This is a genomic window from Paenibacillus aceris (assembly GCF_017874035.1).
Lineage (GTDB): Bacteria > Bacillota > Bacilli > Paenibacillales > NBRC-103111 > Paenibacillus_E > Paenibacillus_E aceris.
Window position 1 is genome coordinate 120,816 of record NZ_JAGGKV010000010.1, and the last position, 22,276, is coordinate 143,091.

The window sequence follows — 22,276 nt, forward strand, 5'->3', positions numbered from 1 at the left end:
GAGGCGTACAACTTGTATGTACACCTCATTATTTTATGCCATTAATGATTAAGTATGGATGATCGAAAAAATAATCGTTTTGCCATCCGACTCCAGACGCGTCTCTACGGAGAAACTGCCGATTTGCTTCGTCGTCGTTTCCAAAACGCCTTTCGCTGCAGCACGCTCACACGCATCCGTAAAATGACGGTAGAAGATGTCCGCATCATAGCCAAAGAGGAAATCCGTAAACTTCCGGATGCTTTCCATATTGCGTGCCAGTGTCCCATCCTCAAGACGAACGGTCACACCATAAGTCAGAAATTGAGGATCCAGCCACAACGAGGCCTCATTGCTGTTGCGCACACCGGCTGTCGCGCCGTTTACGGCGAGCGCTTTGGCATCCGCATCCCGGAACAGTCGCAGTGTTGTTTCTTCCAGGTCGTAATTCGTACCCCGCAGCTTGCCGGCATCCTCCATGACACCATAAGCATCGAGCATACGCTGGTCAGGGAATATCAGTTTTTTATAGCTGCCATCCTTAGTAGGAACGACTTTAACGAAAGCCTCTCCCTCGTTTTTCACGCTGATCCGCTTGGACTTCGTCTGCAGTCGGGCAATGATTTGCAGTGCTTCCGCACGAGTAACATCTCGTCCCACACCAAAATACCCATTCGGGTATCCTTCCATGATGCCCTTCGTCATCGCTTCGCCGATAAACTTTTGCTGCCTGCTTGTCGCGCTTTGCAGATCCCCAAATTGGGAAGCCGCTTTGAGGCTGTATACTTCATCTTCCAAATACTCGGTTTCCTTCAGTAAGTAATACAAAATCTCCGCTACATCTTCTCGCTTCAGCTTCGCCTTGTAGTCCGTGAACTGGCCTTTGCTGATGAAATGAAGATCGCTGGCTAAATCCAAATACGGTTTCGCCCAATACCCGACGGTGCTCGGCTTGAAATTGAAGTCCCGGTAATCCTGCTGCAGAATGCTCTTATTGCCCGCGCTCAGCGCTTGCAGAAAACTTGGTTTCCAATTGCGCTCGCCATTCGGAAACTTATCTGTAAAAGCCAGCAATACGATTTTCACGAATTGGTCAGCCGTCACTGCATCATCAGGCCGAAATGTCCCATCCGGAAAGCCGTCCAGCAGCCCCTGCTGCGCCATCAGGGTAATTGTCGGTTCAGCCCAGTGACCTCGCACGTCGGTCATACTTGCCGCTTCCGTTCGTGCTTGTCCAACACCTATTGTCATTACACAGCATACCGCTGCTATGGTTATCCATTTATTTAACTGCCTCATCATAAAACTCTCCGCTTCTCTACATTTTTTGATACCAAGTTGTACCATTCTATAGAATAATCCTTCTATTCGCCTTTGAGAACAGGCTTAAAGCCTAGAAAGAAAGCGCTGCAAGCACTATTGGACTTGGGTCTATAGCCGCAGGAAGCAGCTTTTTCGAATAACGCCAAATCCGTCTTTCTGCGCATCAAAAAGGACCATATTTATCTACACATGCAGAAAATATGGTCCTACTATTCAACAACTAGCCTAATTTCCTGCCAGCGCCTACTGTTTTCGTTGAATTATAATAACGCAGCCAATCAGTTATATACAACATTTTCATTAAGAAATCCGGCGCACTCCCCTGCAGATAGCTGTATTTCTCCTCTTGCAGCAGTTGATGCATCTCCCAGCTTTTCAAAAATAATGTTTTGACAAAGGCCTCTTCCGTTTGCGGCTTATGAAGATCCGTTCCCCGAGAGAGCTCAATCTCCTCAAAAATAACGCCTCTATAATAAGGATATACATTCACCTGGCGTCCCATATCGACATAGGCAAGACCTGTATATTCGAATGGCAGCCAAATTAAATTCGTCTTCCTGTCTTCCAGTTTAACGGTGTACGCTAAGCCCATATTCAAAGCAACCGGCTGAGGGTAATTGTTTATGACACCAGATCGCAGGTGATCCATGATATACTCAACGAAATTCATCGTGTTCTTCCTCTCCGAAGGACCTGTTTTACCTCAGTATCCTTCCTTCATATTGCGTGCTAACGCCTTCTATTGTCAAGACCGCAATTCATATGCGTTCCATTATTTACATAAAAAGTACCAATTGTTGCGATACTAGTCCAAAGACATTTTGAAGTGAAGAGGAAGGATTTCTTTTGCCAACAAATTCCACACCCCGATGGACGATGGCTGCTGTCAGAAGGTTCGATATTATCTACGTGCAGCGACGAAACCCCCTTATGGTCGCATGGTGGTCTGCATCCTTTCCTGGCTTCGGTCATCTGCTCATGTACAAAAATACGACAGGTATCCTGTTAACGCTTTCTGAAGTCATCATTAATTCATTGGCAAAAATCAATTTAGCTATGGTGTATTCGTTTAGCGGCAATTTCGCCATGGCGAAGCAAGTCTTGCATCCACAATGGCTATTCGGTTATATGTTTATTTATTTCTTTGCGATCTGGGACAGCTACCGTTGCTCCATTGAAGCCAATAAACACTACGAACTCGCTATACTGGAAAATGGACGAATTCCTGTGCATTTAATGCGTTCAACCGGTATCCAATTTCTTGAAAAGAAGAGACCTCTTGTTGCGGCCTACTGCTCGCTTATTTTTCCAGGTCTTGGACAGCTATATAATAAGCATATTTGGCTTGGTTTCTACGGGATTTTCTGGTGGTGGATTTATATCACATTTTCCCACTTCTATGAAGCGCTGATGGCTCTCATCTTGGGACATAACCGCATGGTTGTCAGTATTTTGAATCCGCAGTGGCTCATGTTCATGCCATCCGTGCTCGGAGGAGCTATGTACCACTCATATACAAGCGCGATTGAACAAAATCGGCTTTTCCGCATTACCCAGCGCCAATATTTAACCGATTATTATGAGAAAGCAAGGATAGATTCAATGAATGGAACCGAACGTAACTCCCCTTTATGGATGATAGGCACATTTGAGCATTGCACGGAAATAGAACAAGCTTTAAGCATACTGGAACATAGCGGCATTCATCCAAGCCGGATCCAACCCGTCCTCATGGACGCCCATGCAGACAAATCGTTAACAATCGTTGATCAACGCTTTGATGGCACGGCAAAATCCGTTGAAATTGGCTTTGCCAGCGCAACAGCCTGCGGTGTCTTGGGGATCAGCCTTGGCTTTGTCTTAGAATGGGGCCCTATTATTTGGGGGCTCATTTTCGGTTTCGGCGGCTTCCTGCTTGGATTTGGCCTCGGTCACATGATCAAATCCAAGCACCGTCTCCCCCGTCAAAAGCATAAGCTTCCGGAAGTGACGGTGCTTGTACAGTATCTAAATGAAGAAGAGGCTTCCTTCATCCAACAAACATTTTGGCGCTACAAAGCTATTACGGTGGGTAAAATCGAGCGCCCGCGAACTATGATTGCACCTTGAACTGTTGAACCACGCGCTGCAGCGCTTCCGCCGATTCGGCCAAGTGAATGACCGAGCCATCTATCGCTTCCATCGCAAGTAATTGGAGCGGATCGCCTGCTCGGCAAGCTTCCTGACCTCAGACGCTACGACCGCAAAGCCGCGGCCATGCTCCCCTGCGCGTGCAGCTTATATAGAAGCGTTTAGCGCAAGCAAATTGGTTTGCGAAACAATCCCTGCGATGATATCCACGATATGATGAATATCCTGCGACCTGTCCCCTACCCGGTTGATGACGTGCGTAGAATTCTCTACGGAATGCTCGATGCGCATCATTTGCTGGATCGTTTCCGAAATAGAGACATCACCCCGTATCGCATCTTCTCTGGCATCGATCGTTGCGGCCGCTACCGCAGCCGTAGAATCCGCCATGCGCTGAATTCCTGCCGCCATCTCTTCCAAGGCTCTCGCGCTCTCCGATGCGCCATGATCCTGAGCCGCAGTCCCTGCAGCAACCCTATCAACCGCATGCGCGATTTCGCTGCTGGCGAGCACCTTGCGCCGGGCTTGCGTCCCCAACTCGCCGCCCGATTGCTGAACCGAAGCCGTATTTATATAAAAGCAAGGGTTAACCCGATAACTACGATCGCTGCGCCGGAGATCAGCAAAGTTTTTACCATAAGAGATATGTCGGCATTCAACTGATTTTGAGATGCCTCTTGCTTTCCCTCGTAGGCTGCGACCATAGCGCCTGTCATCTCATAGATGCGGTTTTTGGCTTCATCCGCCTCGTCATCCACTTTTTTGTATTCCACTTTTAACTGCTGCACTGTATACTTATTTTGATTGTTGTTGACTCTGCTTTACAATCTCCTGCGCCCTCTGCCGCTCTTCTTCGGTCTGCGCCGATGCGGTTATTCGCTCGACGAGTTCCTCGTATGGCTTCAACTGCTTCTTATAATCCTCTATGACTTCACTATTGTTGTTGATTTTCAAGTCAGCCTGATTGCTGTACAGGACGCCCACCATGCTTTTCAAGGAAAGAGCCAGCTTCTCGTTATTCATACTTTCCGTCTGTTCCTCCACGCTAAGCTTCGTGGAACTTATCATTCGGTAGGAAAGCCCAGCTGAGGCTATGAACAGCAAGATCAGAGCGATAAAACTAATCAGAAACTTTAACCTTATGGAATGTACAAAAGAAGTCAAGAGGACCACCGCCTTCCGAATTTTAACGAAAACTATTCTATGGCTCAATAAGAAAATCCTTTTAATTTCGACGAAATTCTACACGTTTTACAATATTCATCCATAACGACTCATGTTTTAACGTTCTTACGAATCTTATAGGTATGAGATTATGCCATCATATATTTTTTGGGCGCATTTCGAACTTTTTTTAACCTTCGAGCGTCTAATTCAGAGAGGTGAGAGAATGGAGACGACCGGTGTCCATGTTTTTGAATATTTAAAGTACGTATCTGAAACAACTGATCAAAAAGTAATTCTTCGCAATTTGATGGAGACCTATGGAAACGACGTTTGGAACTATGCTTTCAGCATTTGTCGCAACTCGGATTTAGCCGATGATATTACCCAAGACGCTTTCTTAAAAGTTTATCGCAATCTTACTACATTCCGCGGCGAGGCTTCGGTCAAAACTTGGCTTCTTACCATTACACGCAATACAACTTATGACTATCTACGCAAAGCTTTCTGGCGCAAAGTTACGCTTGTTGGCTTCATTCAATCAACAGGCACATCCAACTCTGCTGAAACAGAAGCCATGGAGAAATTATATGCCAGCGATATTTGGAAAAAGGTAATTTCCCTTCCTCCGAAATATAGGGAAATTCTTATTTTGCATGCCCACTATCAGCTCTCAACCAAAGAAATGGCGTCTATCCTCAACATCTCGGAGGGAACCGTTAAATCACGGCTTCATCACGCCAGACTCAAGGTGGTTAAATTGAAGGAGCGTGAGGCTCTTGAACAATCCTGATCCGGATGATTTACGCAAGCAATTGGAATCAGGACCGCTTGAGCGCCCCGGATTTACTTCCAAGCTTCAGCGTGACATTGAAGAAGCGGTTGAACGCAAGGAACGAGCCAAGCCAAGGGTCAAGCCCGTGCTTTGCTTCGCCGGAGTCGGCGCGATCGCTGCTGCGGTCATGCTTTTCCCTTGGAGTACGCTACATACCCAAAGTGATGCCGCCCCCGCGACGGATGCAGCGGTTACGGCAACAGCAGCGTCCTTAAGCCATTCTCCTGCGCCTATCACCACGGCGCTGCTCATCGGTTTAAGGACTGAGCATGAGCCTGCCGGCAGCGAGCCTGGACGCACGCTGAAACCCATGCGCTACAGCACCTATCGCACGATGTTGATCGCGCCTGTCCGCGGACAGCTGCAAAAAACGGCCGAGGGAACAGGCATTCTCATGCCTTACAAACAAAATTTTTGGAAAATTGATTCGCAAGTTCATCGAACCAAAACGGAGGATTTCCGTTACTTATCCGCTCATTTGGCGGATCAGCCCATGAAGCCGGAAGCTTTTCCTGAGCAAGAGGGCGGACAGTTAAACCGTACAGAAACCCTGTTGTTTGCAGGAAATCAATATGTATCCATTGCCGAATCGGAAACAACCTTGCGAGGCGGCGCAGCTTATCAGGCGGATCGCATCTGGGTCCGCACGCTGCCTCAATTAAAAGAAGGCCACACCGTACAGTTCTATAACAAGCCGGTGGACAAGAATCATGTATCCATCTCCGATGTTTACGGAACCAATACGAACGTCAGCGGTGTGCTGGCTAGTGTAGCCAGCAGCTTGCGTGGAGAGATCTCAGGGCAAAGCTGGACCGTTCAGCGCGAACCGGGCCACTGGGTCGGCAAGGTCGCCGAAACGCCGCATGCTGAGGCCGGATCTGCAGCGCCGGACAGCTATGTGCTGCACGACTTCCCTCGGGAGCTGCCCGACAAAGTCGTAAACCACGACGACCTGTGCTGCACCTGGAGCGGCATTCAGTCCTCCTGGCCCAAAGCGACCGACGCGTTGACTTCTCCGATGAACGATATGCTCGTCATCTTTGAAGACAGCAAGCTCAAGTTCTATCCTTACGGCCAGGCACCTGGCAATGATCCGCAGCTAGTCCTGGATCTGCTTCCCGGCGAGCAGCTCGTTATGGCACAGTGGGCCACGGATCATTACGTTGAAGAGTGGATCGACAAGGTTGACCGTTATTTAACGCCGGATACGGATAATCGTGTAGCGTTAAGCGAATAAACATTAAAGGGTCTGTTCCCCAGCTATGTAGTTTAGCTGGGAACAGACCCTTTTTATGGAAAATATGACTTCTACATGATTTGTTCATTTGCTCCCAAACTCACCAGCTTAGCTTGCATTTGATGTCCTTTTAGCATGATTCGGAATCGTTTGCATGAAAGCGTCAATAAACGTCTGCGCGTACCGGGGATCCCACTGCGATTCGACACTTTGCGCTTACAAGGAAAAACGACTTCATCGTCCTTTTAGGACGATCGCGTTTGTCAAGGTTGATGCGAAGCAAGAGCAAAAAACTTATACGCTTACCCCGTCCTGCAGCTAATCCGTGTGCGTGGAACTACTGTTCGGACTAGTGCATGGATGCCCCGCCATAAATAAGGGAACTCCGGTCTCCTATTTATGCGAAAAGCAGAACTTTAGACTCGGAAGGGGAACTACAGGATCTTATTTCACCCCAGGCGCCCAAATAACTGTCTAGAACGGAGAAATAGCGGAACCTAGTTCCCGCTACCTCGCTCAAGGGGCTGTTTTGGGCATAATAGCGCCCTGTAGTTCCCCTACCTGTCCGAGCTACCTCGAAACCAGCCATCGCCGCCGCATGGAATAAGGGGAAGCCTGGCGTGCTTTGTTAAAAAAAGCCCCCGGCTTATAGCTTATAGGCCGAGGACATTTGCTGTCTGGAATCATTCCGTTTCTTTATTCAAATTAGGCAAATTCTCCTTGCCGAGGAAGGCGCGCGCAAGCTCCGTAACGCTTTGGCCCGTTAACGTTTGTGTAATCTCGGGCACTTGGGCGATCATTTTGGCAATGTCGCCTGTCACCCGGTTTACGCCGGACGTCGCGCCGTCTTGGGAGATCACCGTGATTTTATCCACGTTGCTAAGTGGTGCCGCAATTTTCTCCGCCAGTTCCGGCAAAATACGAAGAATCTCCACCGTCACCGCCGCCTGCGTATACTGCTTGTAAGCCTCCGCCTTCTTCTCCAGCGCCTCGGCTTCCGCAAGCCCTGCCAAGCGAACGACTTCCGCATTCGCCTTTCCTTTGGCAAGCTCCGCTTCCGCCGTCGCTTCTCCGCGCTTTCTCGTCGACTCAGCGTCAGCCTCGGCTTCGAGAATCTGCCGCTGCTTGTTCACTTCGGCACGCATAATCGCTGCCAGCTTTTCCGCTTCGGCCGGCTTGATGACAGATGCCTCGAGTTCCTTTTGCTTCAGCTCAACTTCAATCTGCCGAACGGTCTTATTGGCTTCAGCTTCCATCTGTCTAATCTTCACCTGTTCCGTTACGAGCGATTGCTGGATTTGCTTCTGCTTCAGTTCATACGCCAAATCCGCTTCAGCCTGCCGGCTCGTCGTTTCCTGTTTAAACTCCGCTTCCCTCATGCTGAGCTCTTTGCGGTACTGCGCTTCTTTCGCAGATGCAACCGTTTCCGCCTCGATTTTGAGCTGATGCGCCTCAGCGATGCGAATGGCGGATTCCTTTTCCGTATCGGCTTGTCGGATCTGAATGTCCCGCTCCACCTCGGCTCTGGCAATGCTGGCGCTTTTGCGGACACGTTCAACCTCCGGCACGCCAAGGTTCTCTATGTAGCCTTGATCGTCGGCCACACGCTTGAGTACGAAGGAGATCAGGCTCAACCCCATTTTATCCAAATCCTCCGAGCACGTTTCCCTCATCTTGCTATTCAGTTCATCCGGATTTTTGAGAATGGCTTCCACCGTTAATTGTCCTACCAAGCCACGCAGATGTCCTTCTACGGAATGCAAAATCATCATCTCCCGCTCCAGCAGCGTATGGTCCAGGAACTGCTCGGAGGCTGTCGCTATAGCGATGGGGTCGCTTTGAATTTTGATTTGGGCAACCGCCTCGATTTTGAGCCGTATCCCCTGCTGAGAAAACATGGGCTGATCCGGCTTTACATCAAAGCTCATGAGCATCATGGAAATCGTCTTATAGCTCTGAAAGCCCGGAATTACGAAGGTCCCCCCGCCCTGTACGACGCGTTTGCCGCCTAAACCGAATACAATCATAGCCTCGTTTGGCGGTACTTTTTTATAAGCCCTAACAATCGTAGTAAGTAAAATGAAAACAACAATTACAATAGCAACAACCAAGTACAAAACTGTCAACATAACTGTATTACCTCCCAGAAGTTATTCGTACCTGCAAGCTCATTCACTGAATTGACTGACTGTAGCAACACCTTTGTCCATGTGCAAAATAACTACCCTCGCGCCTTTGGCTATTGATTCTCCGAGCTCCGATCGTGCGCTGATGGACCGCTTGGTTCCCTGCATCACAATCACCATTTCACCGATGCCATTCCCGTTAATCGGCACAATCAGCTTCCCAAGCTGCCCATTCAGGTCAAAATCGCTTTCCCTCATGCTGTCGTCATGCTTATAGATGACTTTGGCATAAAAGAGGAAGAACAGCCATCCCACGACAAGACCTGCACCTGCGGCAATAAGCAGAATAAATAAACTGCTGGTCATCCCTAACTCATTCAGCATATACCCGATTCCGCCGAATACCGTCAGGCTGGCCAAGAGGGAAGACAAATTAAAAAAAGACGGTCCCCCATGGCTATGGGATCCCCCGGTATCCCCATGAATCTCAAAGAAATCGCCGCCAAAAAATGTAACAAGAACCGTAAGTACAAGACCTACAAAAAAACATACGGCAAACAAAGTCATCATAGATGTCACCTCCTTCGGGCTTCCTTAAGGAAGCATTTTACATCTAATAAATATAGACGAAATTGGTAATAAAAGGTTTCGCACAAAAAATATCCGTTTGCATGCGAATCCTTCTTCTTGACGTCGCGTATAATCATTGGACATCTTATTTGTTATTTCTATTAAACCTAAGGAGTAGATTAGCACATGTACAAAAAGAAAATGACCTGGTGGTTATCCGCCGCACTGGTACTCCTGCTGCTTGCATTGACAGGTTGCCAAGCTGTACAAGGCTTAGACATTGCTGCGGCGATTAAGAACAGTGCAGCTGTAAAGTCCTCCGAATCCAACGGCACTCTGCAAATCGAGTTAGTACCCGGCGACACCTCCAAGCTGACTGCGGACGAGCAAAAGTCGCTCAGCGCTTTGCAAAACGTGAAAATCGAGCTTACGAACGTTAAGACTCAGAATGCACAGCAGCTTTCGGCAGATGGTTCGATTACATACGGGAAAGGCGCTATTCCATTCAAACTTGCAACGGAAAACTCAAAGCTCATCTTGAGTATCGAAGGCGCTAAAAAACCGATTGTTATTGATCTCTTTGGAGGTTCTAACGTTTCGTTCATGAAATTGCTGCCTGCAGTGATTCAAGAACAGTTCGGAAGTAAAATAGCGGAGGTTAAGCCCGCGATTATCGGACTTATTTTAGCGAATATAGCAAATCCTTCAAACATTTCGGTCTCTGCCGTCACGGACAAAGTGAACGGTGCCGACCTCTCACTCCAAAAAGCGCATATTGAACTAAACGGCACTGAACTGTCCTCCCTGCTCCGTAAGCTTTTCAGCAACATTCTTGCGGATGAAGCCGGATTGAAAGACCTGCTTAGCCAACTGTACGATGCCCTGTCACCTGTAATTGAAGATCAGATTAAGGCTGGATCGGCCGATTTTGCCTTAAAGATTTTGAGCAATAAACAATTAGCGGTCGGACTGGTCTATCAGCCAATCCGTGACTTCCTGGAGACAACGGCTGGCTCCTTAGAGAAAGCCATTGCCGAAGATGACGAGCAGGGCTCACTGCCCGTTCATGGCTTATTTGACGGCAAGTCCACGCTGCAGGCTGATATTTACATAGATAGCGACAAGCTGGTTCGCAAGCAAGCACTGGCGCTGAGCATGCCTCTTCCAGATCGGGGCACTGGCGTTGCAGAGCTTAAACTCTCCTTCGTAAGTGAAACTTGGAATACGAATAAGCCGGTAACGGCACAAACGATTGATATCTCTGGCGGTGCCGTCCAAATTGGGACGGAAGCTTCCTCTATTTATCACGTACTGAATAATTTGGATAAGCAATCCCTTTTCTACAAAATGCTGCGCGAAGATGTGAAAGTGACGAAGAAAGAAGTTAACCTGAAATTGAATGCCGGCGATGCGGGTTCGACAAGTGATACGCCACAGCCATTTATTAATCAAGATAACAAAACGATGGTGCCCGTACGTTTTATTTCTGAGAAGCTTGGTGCGGAGGTCGGCTGGAATGGCGATCTGCAGGAAGTTACCATTAAAGACCTATTATCCGGAACAACGATTATCCTGAAGCTGGACAGTAAGATTGCCAGTGTTAATGGTGCTGCAATTGAGCTCGAAAGTGCGGCGACGCTCCATAATGGATCTACGTTCGTGCCGATTCGTTTCATCGCAGAGTCGCTTGGCGGCAAGGTATCATTCAACGATGAGACTCGCGTGGTAACGATTAAACGCGATTAGCATGTCAGTTTAGTTGTTTAGGCAATTGCACCTTTTTCGGACGGCTGAATAGTCTAGTAGTGAACTTAGGCAAAATGCCTACCGCTGCGCGCAGCCGAACGAAAAAGGAGCGAACGCTATGTATATGAATCCATCGCAACACCCCGGGCATCACGGACCCCAAATGATTTATCAAGCAGAGCCTAATTGGCAGCATCAAATGAGGCACAAGAGAGATATGATCATGGGTGCGCTTCACCCCCATGTCGGGCGTACGATTCGCGTCACGACCATCGATGGGCATACATTTGAAGGTGTATTGATTAACGTAGACGGGCACCATGCTCATCTGCAAATCAGCGGCCATCATCACGATCACCTCAGACCTATTTATACACCGGCTCAATACAATCAAATTCTGACGTTAGTTCTGTTTGAATTGTTAGTTATTTTATTGCTTGCCTAAAAAGAAAGCTCGCGCTCATCCGGTCTGTAGAGACCTTGAAGCGCGAGCTTTTTTGGTTGCGAATTATCGAGGTTATACGAACTATGAAATTATGTGATGCGGCTGTATTTTGCCTCGATATAGGGAATTTATGGTAATGTATTAATCCGTGTGGAAATGAAATTTTCATGAAATTGGAATAAGCTCCCTTCCAATTGGATATATTATCAAAGCTGCGTTAACAAGCTGTCAGGTTCTACATGAACCAAGAGCAATACGCAGGAACAAATTATTGGAGGTTTATGTCTACATGGAAACAGGTACGGTAAAATGGTTTAATGCAGAAAAAGGGTTTGGTTTCATTGAAGTGGAAGGCGGCAATGACGTGTTTGTTCACTTCAGTGCAATCACAGGGGAAGGTTTCAAAAGCTTGGATGAAGGCCAACGCGTACAATTTGAAGTTGTTCAAGGTAACCGCGGACCGCAAGCTGAAAATGTAGTCAAGCTGTAGTCCTTACCACATATTGCTATAAACTGCTTGCGAGTCTGAGTCTACTATGACAAGGAGGAGTTCACATGTACTTTTCAAAGAAATCGATGGAACCTGTGCCTGAAGAGCAAACCAACATTTGGACCTGCAGCACAGAACAGTGCTCATGTTGGATGAGAGATAACTTTTCATTCGCCGAAAGTCCAGAATGCCCGATTTGTCATTCTGCCATGGTCAAGGATTCAAAGATGCTCCCAACCTTATCGAACACAAGCAGCAGGCGATAATAAGTAATAGCAGCCTACGGCAGTACCCGAAGCCCTTTTTGTCTCCGTACTTGGAGATAAATAGGGCTTTTCTCATGAAAAAGAGACCCGCGAAGGGGTCCCTTGTCCATTTTTATAAAATCGTACGTTGAAAATCGGCTTCATCATAGGCCCTGTACTCACCGGAAGGCTTCGCCAGAACGAGGATTTTTCCTTTATCCAGCTCTCTTTCCAAACGACTGGTCTCTACATCGGGCACGCCGAGCGCCTTCATCTTGGCCCGCAGCTCCTCACCGCGAGAACGGAAAAGATTCGCAATCGCCGCAAGCATGCCCTCCTCCTCCATCGTAATTTGCTCTGCACCCGTATAGTTCGCGACGAAATCGGTACCTTCAGCACTGTGAGTCAGCACATAAATATGCTCTCTCGCAAAGCCTTCTCTGTACAATTGCTGCACTTTATTCTGCGCTTCTTGAAGATTGGACGTCACACTCACTCTCGTAAAAATACTCATGGTAATTCCTCCTCTTTCGATTGTTTGTATAGGGTTAAGCAGTTGTAGCTGTGGGAGAGATGCGGGCTAGAAGTCTCGGCGTCTGCCGAAAATCAGCGATACGACAAACATAATCAGGAATACGAAGAAAAGTACTTTGGCAATTCCTACAGCCGCTGAAACAATCCCAAAAAATCCGAATACTCCAGCTACCAGCGCAATGATTAGAAACATAACAGCCCAGCCTAACATAGGAAACACCCTCTCTTCATCTTAATTTATGTTGCTTGGCTATGATATCTATTAACCGCTTGGCCCTAAAATGAAACACAAATCACCATAAATTAGGGGGTTTCCTGCTTTAAGACCTGCCGTTCAATTCTCTCCAGCCTCTGGTCCAACCTTTCGAGCAGCTCCTTCATCTCCATGTTCTCCTGCTCCGCCCGGTAATTAATCGCAAAATCGAGAATGGCCTGCTGCTTCGTCAGATGCGACTTGATATTCCCCTGATACTCTTTGACCATAGCGGTGATCCGGGCTAATTGTTCTATGTTTAGCTTCGTATTCGTATCGTTATCGAGCTCTCGAAAAAGTTTCTCCGGCATGTGTTCACTGGGAGATTTCTTTCCACCTTCTTCGCTCATTGGGTTCCCTTCTTTCTGCGGCGTATACACATCATTTAACCGCCGGCGCTGCGGGCGAAACAGTGGGACTGCCGCTGCCTCACGGCACACTTGCCTGCAGCAAAAAAAACCATTTTGGACGATCACAACATCGTCCAAAATGATTTTATCGCTTACGGTATATGCGTTCCAGTGGAACAAACTCCTCATAGTGCACGCCTTCAGGCACGAATAAGATGGACTCCTTCTTGCCCAGCCCCAGGTACCCTCCAGATACCAGGCTGCCATGAAACAGACTGTGTACTTGCGTCTGCAGCTTGTTATCGAAGTAGATCATGACATTGCGGCACAGAATCACATGAAATTCGTTAAAGGAACCGTCCGTTGCAAGGTTGTGCTGAGCAAACATCAGATTGTCTTTCATAAGCGGTTGGAAATAGGCGTACTGGTGGTCTGTCGTGTAATACTCCGAGAAGGCCTTCATTCCGCCGGAGTCCAAATAATTTTTGGTGAAAGCTTGCATTTGCTTCAGCGGGAAAGCCCCTTTTTGCGCGGCTTCAATCGCTTTCTCATTCATGTCCGTCGCATAAATCTTCGTTCTCTCCGCCAGCCCCTCTTCCTGCATCAGGATCGCCATGGAGTATACTTCCTCTCCCGTTGCGCAGCCAGCGTGCCAGATGCGAATCTCGGGATACTGCCTCAGCTGGGGCACGACCAAACTGCGAAAAGCGCGGAAAAAGCTAGGGTCCCGAAACATCTCAGTGACCCGGATCGACATGTCATTGAGCAAGCGATCCACGAAACCGGGTTCATGCAGAACTTTCTCCAAAAGTGCGGTAACATTGGGCAGCTTCTCCGCTTTCATGCGATTGAGCACCCGCCTGCGCAAGGAAGACCGCACGTAATGGCGGAAATCAAACCCGTACATTTGATACAAGCCTTCCAAAAGCAGATTAATCTCAATATTTTGCAATTCGTCTTCATAGGACGGTTTCGCGAAATCTTCAGGCTCCTCTATGGACGTAAGACTCAATGTTTCTTCACCTGCTTCGTTAGCCATACGCGCATGAGCGAAAATAGCTGATCCATATTTAGCGGCTTCGTAATATAGTCGGAAGCGCCGGCTTCCAGACATTTTTCTTTCTCACTCTTCATCGCTTTGGCGGTAAGGGCAATGATCGGCAAATCACGCAAGTTCAGATCGCCTCGAATCGCCTGCATGGCCTCATAGCCATCCATAACCGGCATCATGATGTCCATTAAGATGAGATCGTAGTCGGCGTGTGCCCCCAACATTTCCAGGGCATCCTTCCCGTGATCCGCCACATCTACGGTAACTCCTTTCGTCTCCAGCGCTGTAACGAGCGCGAAGACATTGCGCGCATCATCGTCAACGAGCAGCACTCTTTTGCCGTGGAACAATTGCGCATCCGAATGGATGATTTGGACCTCCGACACGATCAACTCCATCGGCGGCGCTTCAGCTGTAGTCTGCGCAACCGGTTGCGTGGAAACGATGGGACGCTCCTCGAAGGTGGCTGCAATCTCTCCCTGATGGCGGCCGTTCCCAGGCGTTTCCGGCTCCGCTTCACTTGCATTTGGCACATATAGCGTAAACGTACTGCCTTTGTGCAGCTCGCTTTTCACAACAATGGAGCCGCCAAGCAGGCGCGTAAACTCCCGGCATATGGATAAACCAAGCCCTGTCCCGCCGTATTGGCGGTTCGTAGTGCCATCGACCTGACGGAACGCTTCGAATATAACCTGCTGCTTGTCGATCGGTATCCCTATGCCGGTATCCGTAATCGAGATCGCAAGCACCTTTTCTTCCGGATCCCGGTGCAGGAGTTCTTTGACACGAACCGGGTCGGCCAGCGCTATTTTCATCGTGACGGAGCCCTTTTCAGTAAATTTAAACGCGTTAGAGAGCAGATTCTTCAATATTTGCTGAAGGCGCTGACCATCCGTCAGAATGACATTCGGCACATTCGGCTCCAGAATGACATCGAAATCCAATCCCTTTTTCTCCGCAACAGGGGCAAACATGAGCTTCATCAATTGCGGCATTTCGGTCACATTGAAATCGTCCGTCATAATTTCTATTTTGCCTGCCTCGACCTTGGATAAATCCAAAATATCGTCGATCAGCGCGAGCAGATCCTTGCCAGCTGCATTGACCACGCGCGAATATTCCACAATCTCCGACATCTGCAAGTCGCCACTATTTTCCGCGAGCATCTGGGACAAAATCATAATGCTGTTCAGCGGCGTTCGAAGCTCATGCGACATATTCGCAAGGAAATCGGATTTGTACTGCGAGCTTGTCTCCAGCTTTTGTGAATACTCCTCCAACTCGTCTTTTGCTTTCTTTAATTCCAACGCCTTCTGTTCGGAAAAGTGATTCTGCTCCTCAAGGAACTCATTCGTCATCCGCAGCTGCTCCTGCTGCATTTGCAGCTCTTCCGACTGCGTCTGCAATTCCTCGGACTGCGCTTGCAGTTCTTCGGTCAGCATCTGCGACTCGGACAACAGGCGTTCCACTTCCATTCGACCGCGTACATTCGTAATGGCCGAGCCGAATTTCTCCTGCAGTGAATCAACTAACGTCAGATGCTGCGCCTGGAACGGATGCAGAGAGGCTAATTCAATTACAGCCTCTGTTTGACCATCCACAAGAATAGGAGCCACCAGCAGGCTGCGTGGTGCAGAGGCCCCTAATCCGGATGTTAGCTTCACGTGGTTCTCCGGCAAGTTATCGATAAGGAAAATGCGCTGGTCCAACGCACACTGGCCAACCAGACCCTCCCCCAGTCGAAAAGCAGCCGCAGAAGGGTCCTGGCCGGACGCCGCATAACCTGCTATCTTAACATAACGAGCCTCGTCCCCGACGTTTTCACGAAGATAGACAACACCGTACACACTCTCAAGCATTGGTGCCAACTTGCTGATAAAGGTCCTGCTCAAACTGCCGATATCGCTAATCCCTTGATACAAAGTGGCGACTTCGGCGATATTCGTTTGAATCCAGTTTTCTTTCTCCAAGCCCTCCAGCATATCATTGGTCGCTTCTGCCAGCTCCCTTATTTCATCATGGCTGGTCAGTTCAATTCTGGACGCCAGATTCCCTTCGGAAGAGGTAATATAACGAATCATTCTCGTAACTTGCTTTATTGTATTAGTAATAGAGTTGGACAGAATGAGTGCTACTACAATAGCAAAAATAGAAATGATGCCCAAAAGGGTAAAAAGGACAATTCTAAGATTATTGTTACTTTGAGCAAGCTGTTCGGCTCTGGCCGTCGTGAGCTGCTTTTCGGCTTTAAGAAAAGTGTCAAACTGCGTACGCAGTTGATCCATCAGTTTTTTCCCTGAGTTTTGCTTGAAATATTCTTCGACGGCCGCTTGATTGTTTTCTTTCTTTAACTGGATGACTTTATCGCCGCCCGTACGAATCCAACTTTGGATCGTCGGCTTGATCTGCTCCAAGCTCTCCTTTTGAGCAGCGTTATAACTGACTAACTGCAGAAGCTGATTATAGTTATCGAGCCATGTTTTATTAGCAGTATCATACGGTTCTAAGTACTGGGTATCTCCAGTAATGACGAAGCCCCGCATGCCCGTTTCCATATCCACCATGTTTTTTTGTATCGCATTGATCAGATCGTGCGCCTCCAAATCGTGGGTCGATACGAAATCCACTTCCTTCTGCAGTGCGCTGACACGACCGCTTACGATTAGAATGGCAATCCCTAAGCATATGATAATAAATACATATCCCATTATGATTTTTGATCGTATATTCATACGAAAAAATTTACCCATAGCTACCTCCTCGTACAGTTCATAGAGAACGTTATATTAACATTCTACTACTCTCACTATACCATAGTTGCGGAGGTTGAGAGAAAAAGACTGCCCTATTCCTGTAGTTCCTCTAGTAATAAATCAAGCTCCGGATCAGATGCCGGATACGCTAAATTCATGCACTTTTGCGCTTCTACAGCTATTTTCAGTACGGCCCAATCCCGGCCCCCTCCTTCTACACGTTTGGGGTTAAAACCGTCTTTAACTTCACGATGGCCCGCTTCTGGATACGGGAGACGCTCATCTGGGATATCCCCAGCTGCTCGGCAATTTGACGTTGTGATTTTCCTTCTTGATAGATAAGATGAATGACTTTCCGTTCTTCCTCTTTCAAGCAAGTCATCGCTTCTTCCAGATCCATGCGTCTTTCCAGCGATTGATACTCATCAGTTGACCCGGCAATCATATCGCCGATCGTCGCGCTGTCTCCCTCGCTTGTAAGCGGGGTGTCCAGCGAAGTGTAGTGATAATAATCACGGCCGGCCAAAATCTCAATCGTCTCTTCCGTACTCAGCTCCAAATAAGCCGCCATTTCATCGATATTCGGCGAGCGTTCAAGCTTGACAGTGAGTTCATCCAGAGTACGCTGGACGAGAGCGCCTTTTTCCTTAATTCGTCTTGGAACTTGTATGTACCATGACTTGTCACGCAAATAATTTTTGAGGTGACCGATTAAGCTTTTCATCGCATAAGCCTCAAAAGGGGTTTCCAGCGTGCTGTCATACTGGGTAAACAGCCTTAGGAGGGACATCTGCCCGACTTGAAACAGATCTTCATATAAATCCGGACGGCTCCGTGACATCTTACCTACCGCCATACGAACGATAGGTTCGTAGTGCAGCAGAAGTGCCGTAGCCGTCTCTTGGCAAGCCGTCTCTTTATATATCTTCATCTTCACATACATGTCATATAGAGGCTTGGAGGATGATGCATTTACATTCATACCATTTCCTCTTTTCTATTCAGCTGCCCTGCCAACTGCTTCTTCAAAACAACCTCAGTGCCCTTGCCGCTGTGCGTTAGCACCTGAACATCGTCCATTAAAGCTTGCATCAGGAACAGACCTAAGCCCCCCACCGCCGCTTCACTAATGGATTTATGATGCAAAGTAACCGCTTCGGAATCCGTCTGCACATAATGAAAGCTGTTGCCTTCATCCTTAACGGTAATTTGCAGAAAACCATCCTGCTGCTCGAACTGAATGTCTACCGATCCTGGCTGGTCGTGCTCATACGCATGCAGGATTGCATTGTTGCAAGCTTCCGCCACAGCCACTTTCATATCTTCAATGTCTTCAAACGAAAAGCCCGCTTTAGAGGCCACACCGTATAGAGTAAGTCGAACAATATCCAAATATTCCGCCTGTGCTGGGATCGTAAGGCCAATGTATGGTCTCATATGATTTCTTCTTTCCTTTCTGCTTTGCCTTGATTATGAATTTGCAGCTCCCCATTTTCAAAGTAACGGGCAACACCTGTGATTTCGAATAAACGCTGAATTCTGCTCGGGATATGCTGAATGCGGAAGGCTGCACCCATCGCAGCTCTTACTTTGAGTACAGAGACGAACATGCCGATACCGGTGCTGTCAATGTAACGCAACTCTTTTAAATCCAAGGTTAGCTGCTGATCGCCCTGTGTTACGACGGAGTCTAATACGACTGCCAGCTCAGACGCTGCGGACAAATCGAGCTCCCCACTTAAGTATATGATATTTTCTTTCCCATTCGATTGCTTATACACTGTAAATTTACGTATGTTCACAAAGATAACCCCTTTCTATTCCATGCCGTTGATCGACGGTGACTTTTTCATTTTTAAATGCTTCCACATCTCCATAGAAACCGCCGCGCCATGCAAAATGGTCTGCCATCGCTGGCTGAGTGTCGGCGTTTTTTTCGTTATACGGGTTTGTTTCACCGCGTCGATGAAGCCTGTGGCCGATTGTTTCACCGAAGACGTCAGCTCATGAATGGCTTGACCGACATCATTCACGGAACTAAACAGATGATTAAGCTTAGCCAGCTTGGCACGAACATCTATGGCCATCTCATTGGTATTGAGAATAACATCCTGCACTTCCGAAGAAATTTGTGTCACCTCATCCTTCATTTGCCCCATCGTCAGCGTGATCTGATCCAAGGAAAGCTTCAGTGATTTCAACGTTTGAATTAAATAGAAGACAAGGAATACGAAAGCTATGGCAGCAAGGACTGCGCTCAGTTGGACTAACATTTCAATCACCCCTGTTTGCTTAATTACTTATAGTTACCCTCATGCTCCACAGATGAAACATCCCCTCCATAATTGTTCAAAAGTTCTTGTCTTCCGTTTCAACAAGGACAAGGCCGGGTAATGCAATAGTATCAAGCTATCTTACAATTGAAATGGAGGAATTCCCCATGGTGAAAACCGCAACGGAAGTAAATGCCCTAACCGAACTATTAGACAAGCAGGTTGCTAACTTCTCAATTCTTTATACGAAACTGCATCATTATCACTGGTATGTAAAAGGCCAAAATTTCTTCACACTGCATGTAAAATTTGAAGAATTATACCTGGAAGCTGCGCAGCATCTGGACGTTATCGCAGAACGGATGCTTTCGCTGCGAGCCGTGCCGACAGCCACCCTGCGGGAGCATCTAGAGCTGGCCTCCATCAAAGAGGCAGGCAAAGGGGCTTCCGCAGGAGAGATGGTGAAGCAGCTGGCAAGCGACTTCACCTTGGTCTGCACGGAGCTGACCGAGGGCATCGCGATAGCCGAAGAAAGCAAGGACCAGCCGACGGCTGATATGCTGATCCGGATTCGCGCTTCGCTAGAGAAGCACAGTTGGATGCTGGAGGCTTTCCTCGGCAGCTAAAGGAAAAAGGAGCTAAGCGGCTTATGCATGCTTAGCTCCTTTTTTTTTGCGTTCACAGTATGTCTTCTGGGAATGCCTATCCTTTGTTCCTACACGACAAAAGGGACTATCTCTATCAGGTCATTCCTGACCTCTAGAGACCGTCCCTTTCGTTTGTTACATATTTAACGAGCGTGATTTCGGTGCCTTGATCGGTGTTCACCGTCACCTCATCCATCAGCGCTTGCATCAGATACATGCCGAGGCCTCCAGACTGCAGCTCGCTAAGCGAATCGCCCACCGGCGGTTGCGAATGCCCAATTTGAGCCTCGTAATCAAAACCTGGGCCATCATCTTTCACCTTCACGGTCAACTTGCCGTCACCCAGCTCATAGCTAATCTGGATTTGCCCCAGAGTGGCAGACGTCTCCCCGTGAAGCACCGCATTATTGCAGGCTTCCGAAACCGCTACTTTCATATCCTCGATGTCCTCATATGAGAATCCCAACTTGGAAGCAATCCCATAGAGACTGAGTCTGACGATATCCAAATACTCCGCTGCTGCGGGGATGTGCAGGCGTACGTCATTCATGCGCTTCCTTCGATCCCTTCGTTTAGAAATCCGGAGATGCCCGTAAGGTCAAAAAGCCGCTTAATGCCGGGCGGAATATGTCGGACAGCGAACGGTGCCTTCAACTCATCGCGAATTTTCATAGCGGAGACCACAATACCAATCCCCGTGCTGTCGATATATGTTAACTCACCTACGTCTATAACTAGCGCTTTATCCTTCCGATGAACGACCGCTTCAAGCGCATGACGGAACGTTAATGCCGCTGCCAAATCGAGTTCCCCACGGATATGAAGCTGTATAGATTTCTCCAACTCTTCTTGATCAATCTGGAACTTTTCTACTGGCATGAGTCACACTCCTTTTACGTGATTTGCTCTTTTAAGTGTAACAAGCGCTTAAGTATTACACAAGCTTCACGCCCAAAGGCCTGATCTTCCGGGCATTTGCGGACATGCTGAGAAGCCGGCTAAGCTGGCCAGCTCCATTTATAACACACCGCTCTTCTCAGCTACAAAAGGATGGGCGTATTGGCCGCAAATCATTGCCCCCTGCTCTACAATCACCTGTTTGTCCAAAATAACCTTGTCCAAATATGCCCCTGCCTCGATGACGCATTCATGCATAATGACGCTATTTTTGACATGTGCGCCAGAATGAACGGTCACGCCGGGGAACAAAATGCTGTTCTCCACGCAGCCCTCGATTCGGCAGCCGGGAGCGACGAACGCATTGCGGATCAAGGCTTGCCGGTGACATGCAATCGCGGGTTCGTCTTCTTTGCGCGTATAGACAGACTCTTGATGCCTCATGAATTGTCTCCAACCTTGCGGCTGTAGAAGCTGCATGCTGTGCGCATAGTAGCTGTCGACAGAGTCCATGATAGCCATATATCCATGGTTCGCATACCCTTGCACATGCAGCAGGTCCAGCTGCGCCCAGATGACATTTTTCAGATAAATATCTCTTCCTTGCTTCATACTTTTCAGGATGAGATCAATCAGCAGATCCCGCTCCAATACCATCGTGTCCAAATCGATATTGTGCGAGGCTAGACTCGGCAGCGCATGGAAAGTCGGGTTAGCGCCAACAACGCGTCCTTGATCATTCAACTCCAAGCTATAGGCTTGTCCTATATGCGCATGCCCGTCCATCTCGCTTACAGGCTTGAAGAGAACCGTAATGTCCGTTCCGCTGTTAACATGGTAATCGACCATTCGCTCGTAATGAGAGTGATAAATAACGCTGCTGGGCGCAAGCAAGACGTACTTTTCCGGGCGCGATTTCAAATAATCAAGTCGGCTGTACAGATGAAGCAGATCGCCATGTTCTACCGTCAGCGCCTCGACCGCCTTCAGGCCATAGTGCTGCCCGCTTCCGATATGGCGGAGCAGCGAGTCCGCCTTCGGACTCGCCAGCACCATGACTTGCTGTATGCCTGCATGGCTCATGTTGGAAAGTGCAAAATCCGCCAACCGGAACCGTCCGGCAAAAGGCACAGCCCCCACACACCGGTCACGCGTAAGCGCGGATAAATCATCATCCTGTTCATTCATGAGATTGATCATACCGAGAACGTTCTCCATAAGGCATTCC

The 22,276-nt window shown here is 48.2% G+C and carries 26 protein-coding genes and 1 pseudogene; 8 read left to right on the plus strand and 19 right to left on the minus strand.

Annotation, left to right across the window (positions count from 1 at the left end; genetic code table 11):
* Positions 1 to 48 precede the first annotated feature (48 nt).
* Positions 49 to 1,281, minus strand: a complete 1,233-nt coding sequence (locus J2Z65_RS19165; RefSeq protein ID WP_167052911.1) for an S-layer homology domain-containing protein — start codon at positions 1,279 to 1,281, stop codon at positions 49 to 51.
* A 241-nt stretch (positions 1,282 to 1,522) separates the two neighbouring features.
* Positions 1,523 to 1,972 (minus strand): hypothetical protein, encoded by a 450-nt coding sequence (locus J2Z65_RS19170; protein ID WP_240159487.1) that lies wholly within the window; start codon positions 1,970 to 1,972, stop codon positions 1,523 to 1,525.
* 176 nt (positions 1,973 to 2,148) lie between these two features.
* On the opposite strand from J2Z65_RS19170, the gene J2Z65_RS19175 reads away from it, so the two are divergent.
* A complete protein-coding gene (locus J2Z65_RS19175; protein ID WP_193580766.1) occupies positions 2,149 to 3,411 on the plus strand; it encodes a hypothetical protein in 1,263 nt (420 codons plus the stop codon).
* A 96-nt stretch (positions 3,412 to 3,507) separates the two neighbouring features.
* On the opposite strand, the pseudogene J2Z65_RS19180 reads toward J2Z65_RS19175, so the two are convergent.
* From J2Z65_RS19180 to J2Z65_RS19190, 3 genes and pseudogenes are all read right to left on the minus strand, one after another.
* Positions 3,508 to 3,843, minus strand: a pseudogene (locus J2Z65_RS19180) (methyl-accepting chemotaxis protein); the annotation flags it as partial.
* A 158-nt stretch (positions 3,844 to 4,001) separates the two neighbouring features.
* Positions 4,002 to 4,205, minus strand: coding sequence for a hypothetical protein (locus J2Z65_RS19185; RefSeq protein ID WP_167052913.1), 204 nt, complete (start codon positions 4,203 to 4,205; stop codon positions 4,002 to 4,004).
* 22 nt (positions 4,206 to 4,227) lie between these two features.
* Complete coding sequence (locus J2Z65_RS19190; RefSeq protein ID WP_167052915.1) at positions 4,228 to 4,596, minus strand: hypothetical protein; 369 nt, start codon at positions 4,594 to 4,596, stop codon at positions 4,228 to 4,230.
* Between the two features lie 226 nt (positions 4,597 to 4,822).
* Here J2Z65_RS19190 and J2Z65_RS19195 point away from each other — a divergent pair, with 226 nt between their 5' ends.
* A complete protein-coding gene (locus J2Z65_RS19195) occupies positions 4,823 to 5,389 on the plus strand; it encodes an RNA polymerase sigma factor (RefSeq protein ID WP_167052917.1) in 567 nt (188 codons plus the stop codon).
* On the plus strand, positions 5,376 to 6,668 hold the full coding sequence (locus tag J2Z65_RS19200; RefSeq protein ID WP_167052920.1) for a hypothetical protein: 1,293 nt from the start codon (positions 5,376 to 5,378) through the stop codon (positions 6,666 to 6,668). The genes J2Z65_RS19195 and J2Z65_RS19200 overlap by 14 nt, the downstream gene beginning before the upstream one ends.
* A 683-nt stretch (positions 6,669 to 7,351) precedes the next feature.
* Here the strand turns inward: J2Z65_RS19200 and J2Z65_RS19205 are convergent.
* Entirely contained in the window at positions 7,352 to 8,797 is a 1,446-nt protein-coding gene (locus J2Z65_RS19205) for a flotillin family protein (RefSeq protein ID WP_167052922.1), read from the minus strand.
* A gap of 39 nt (positions 8,798 to 8,836) precedes the next feature.
* Positions 8,837 to 9,364: an NfeD family membrane protein gene (locus tag J2Z65_RS19210; RefSeq protein ID WP_167052924.1), complete on the minus strand. Its 528-nt coding sequence runs from the start codon at positions 9,362 to 9,364 to the stop codon at positions 8,837 to 8,839.
* A gap of 186 nt (positions 9,365 to 9,550) precedes the next feature.
* Here J2Z65_RS19210 and J2Z65_RS19215 point away from each other — a divergent pair, with 186 nt between their 5' ends.
* The 4 genes from J2Z65_RS19215 to J2Z65_RS19230 all read left to right on the plus strand — a co-directional run bounded on the left by J2Z65_RS19215 (position 9,551) and on the right by J2Z65_RS19230 (position 12,311).
* A complete protein-coding gene (locus J2Z65_RS19215) occupies positions 9,551 to 11,110 on the plus strand; it encodes a copper amine oxidase N-terminal domain-containing protein (protein ID WP_167052926.1) in 1,560 nt (519 codons plus the stop codon).
* A 118-nt stretch (positions 11,111 to 11,228) separates the two neighbouring features.
* Positions 11,229 to 11,555 (plus strand): LSm family protein, encoded by a 327-nt coding sequence (locus J2Z65_RS19220; protein ID WP_167052928.1) that lies wholly within the window; start codon positions 11,229 to 11,231, stop codon positions 11,553 to 11,555.
* 289 nt (positions 11,556 to 11,844) lie between these two features.
* Positions 11,845 to 12,045, plus strand: a complete 201-nt coding sequence (locus J2Z65_RS19225; RefSeq protein ID WP_167052930.1) for a cold-shock protein — start codon at positions 11,845 to 11,847, stop codon at positions 12,043 to 12,045.
* Between the two features lie 65 nt (positions 12,046 to 12,110).
* The gene (locus J2Z65_RS19230; RefSeq protein ID WP_161406717.1) at positions 12,111 to 12,311 is read left to right on the plus strand and encodes a cold-shock protein; all 201 of its coding nucleotides are present in this window, start codon (positions 12,111 to 12,113) and stop codon (positions 12,309 to 12,311) included.
* A 112-nt stretch (positions 12,312 to 12,423) separates the two neighbouring features.
* On the opposite strand, the gene J2Z65_RS19235 is transcribed toward J2Z65_RS19230, so the two are convergent.
* From J2Z65_RS19235 to J2Z65_RS19275, 9 genes are all read right to left on the minus strand, one after another.
* The gene (locus J2Z65_RS19235) at positions 12,424 to 12,804 is read right to left on the minus strand and encodes a YflT domain-containing protein (protein ID WP_167052932.1); all 381 of its coding nucleotides are present in this window, start codon (positions 12,802 to 12,804) and stop codon (positions 12,424 to 12,426) included.
* Positions 12,805 to 12,870: 66 nt separating this feature from the next.
* Complete coding sequence (locus tag J2Z65_RS19240; RefSeq protein WP_167052934.1) at positions 12,871 to 13,035, minus strand: DUF1328 domain-containing protein; 165 nt, start codon at positions 13,033 to 13,035, stop codon at positions 12,871 to 12,873.
* 92 nt (positions 13,036 to 13,127) lie between these two features.
* Positions 13,128 to 13,616, minus strand: coding sequence for a hypothetical protein (locus J2Z65_RS19245; RefSeq protein WP_167052936.1), 489 nt, complete (start codon positions 13,614 to 13,616; stop codon positions 13,128 to 13,130).
* Positions 13,573 to 14,439 (minus strand): CheR family methyltransferase, encoded by an 867-nt coding sequence (locus J2Z65_RS19250; protein ID WP_420850761.1) that lies wholly within the window; start codon positions 14,437 to 14,439, stop codon positions 13,573 to 13,575. The genes J2Z65_RS19245 and J2Z65_RS19250 overlap by 44 nt, the downstream gene beginning before the upstream one ends.
* A complete protein-coding gene (locus J2Z65_RS19255) occupies positions 14,436 to 17,228 on the minus strand; it encodes a CHASE3 domain-containing protein (RefSeq protein ID WP_167052938.1) in 2,793 nt (930 codons plus the stop codon). Before J2Z65_RS19255 ends, J2Z65_RS19250 begins: the two co-directional genes overlap by 4 nt.
* 217 nt (positions 17,229 to 17,445) lie before the next feature.
* Complete coding sequence (locus J2Z65_RS19260) at positions 17,446 to 18,213, minus strand: sigma-70 family RNA polymerase sigma factor (protein ID WP_167052940.1); 768 nt, start codon at positions 18,211 to 18,213, stop codon at positions 17,446 to 17,448.
* Entirely contained in the window at positions 18,210 to 18,668 is a 459-nt protein-coding gene (gene rsbW, locus J2Z65_RS19265) for an anti-sigma B factor RsbW (protein ID WP_167052942.1), read from the minus strand. Before rsbW (J2Z65_RS19265) ends, J2Z65_RS19260 begins: the two co-directional genes overlap by 4 nt.
* Entirely contained in the window at positions 18,665 to 19,033 is a 369-nt protein-coding gene (locus J2Z65_RS19270; RefSeq protein WP_167052944.1) for an anti-sigma factor antagonist, read from the minus strand. The genes rsbW (J2Z65_RS19265) and J2Z65_RS19270 overlap by 4 nt, the downstream gene beginning before the upstream one ends.
* Positions 19,034 to 19,048: 15 nt before the next feature.
* Positions 19,049 to 19,504 (minus strand): DUF948 domain-containing protein, encoded by a 456-nt coding sequence (locus J2Z65_RS19275; RefSeq protein WP_167052946.1) that lies wholly within the window; start codon positions 19,502 to 19,504, stop codon positions 19,049 to 19,051.
* Between the two features lie 167 nt (positions 19,505 to 19,671).
* Between J2Z65_RS19275 and J2Z65_RS19280 the strand changes: the two genes are divergently transcribed.
* The gene (locus tag J2Z65_RS19280) at positions 19,672 to 20,130 is read left to right on the plus strand and encodes a Dps family protein (RefSeq protein ID WP_167052948.1); all 459 of its coding nucleotides are present in this window, start codon (positions 19,672 to 19,674) and stop codon (positions 20,128 to 20,130) included.
* A 133-nt stretch (positions 20,131 to 20,263) separates the two neighbouring features.
* Here J2Z65_RS19280 and rsbW (J2Z65_RS19285) read toward each other — a convergent pair whose 3' ends face one another.
* The 3 genes from rsbW (J2Z65_RS19285) to glgD all read right to left on the minus strand — a co-directional run bounded on the left by rsbW (J2Z65_RS19285) (position 20,264) and on the right by glgD (position 22,266).
* On the minus strand, positions 20,264 to 20,701 hold the full coding sequence (gene rsbW / locus J2Z65_RS19285; RefSeq protein ID WP_167052950.1) for an anti-sigma B factor RsbW: 438 nt from the start codon (positions 20,699 to 20,701) through the stop codon (positions 20,264 to 20,266).
* Positions 20,698 to 21,030 carry an STAS domain-containing protein gene (locus J2Z65_RS19290; protein ID WP_167052952.1) on the minus strand — a complete coding sequence of 111 codons (333 nt, stop codon included), beginning with the start codon at positions 21,028 to 21,030 and terminating at the stop codon, positions 20,698 to 20,700. The genes rsbW (J2Z65_RS19285) and J2Z65_RS19290 overlap by 4 nt, the downstream gene beginning before the upstream one ends.
* A 138-nt stretch (positions 21,031 to 21,168) precedes the next feature.
* Positions 21,169 to 22,266 carry a glucose-1-phosphate adenylyltransferase subunit GlgD gene (gene glgD, locus J2Z65_RS19295; RefSeq protein ID WP_167052954.1) on the minus strand — a complete coding sequence of 366 codons (1,098 nt, stop codon included), beginning with the start codon at positions 22,264 to 22,266 and terminating at the stop codon, positions 21,169 to 21,171.
* Between the last annotated feature and the right edge of the window lie 10 nt (positions 22,267 to 22,276).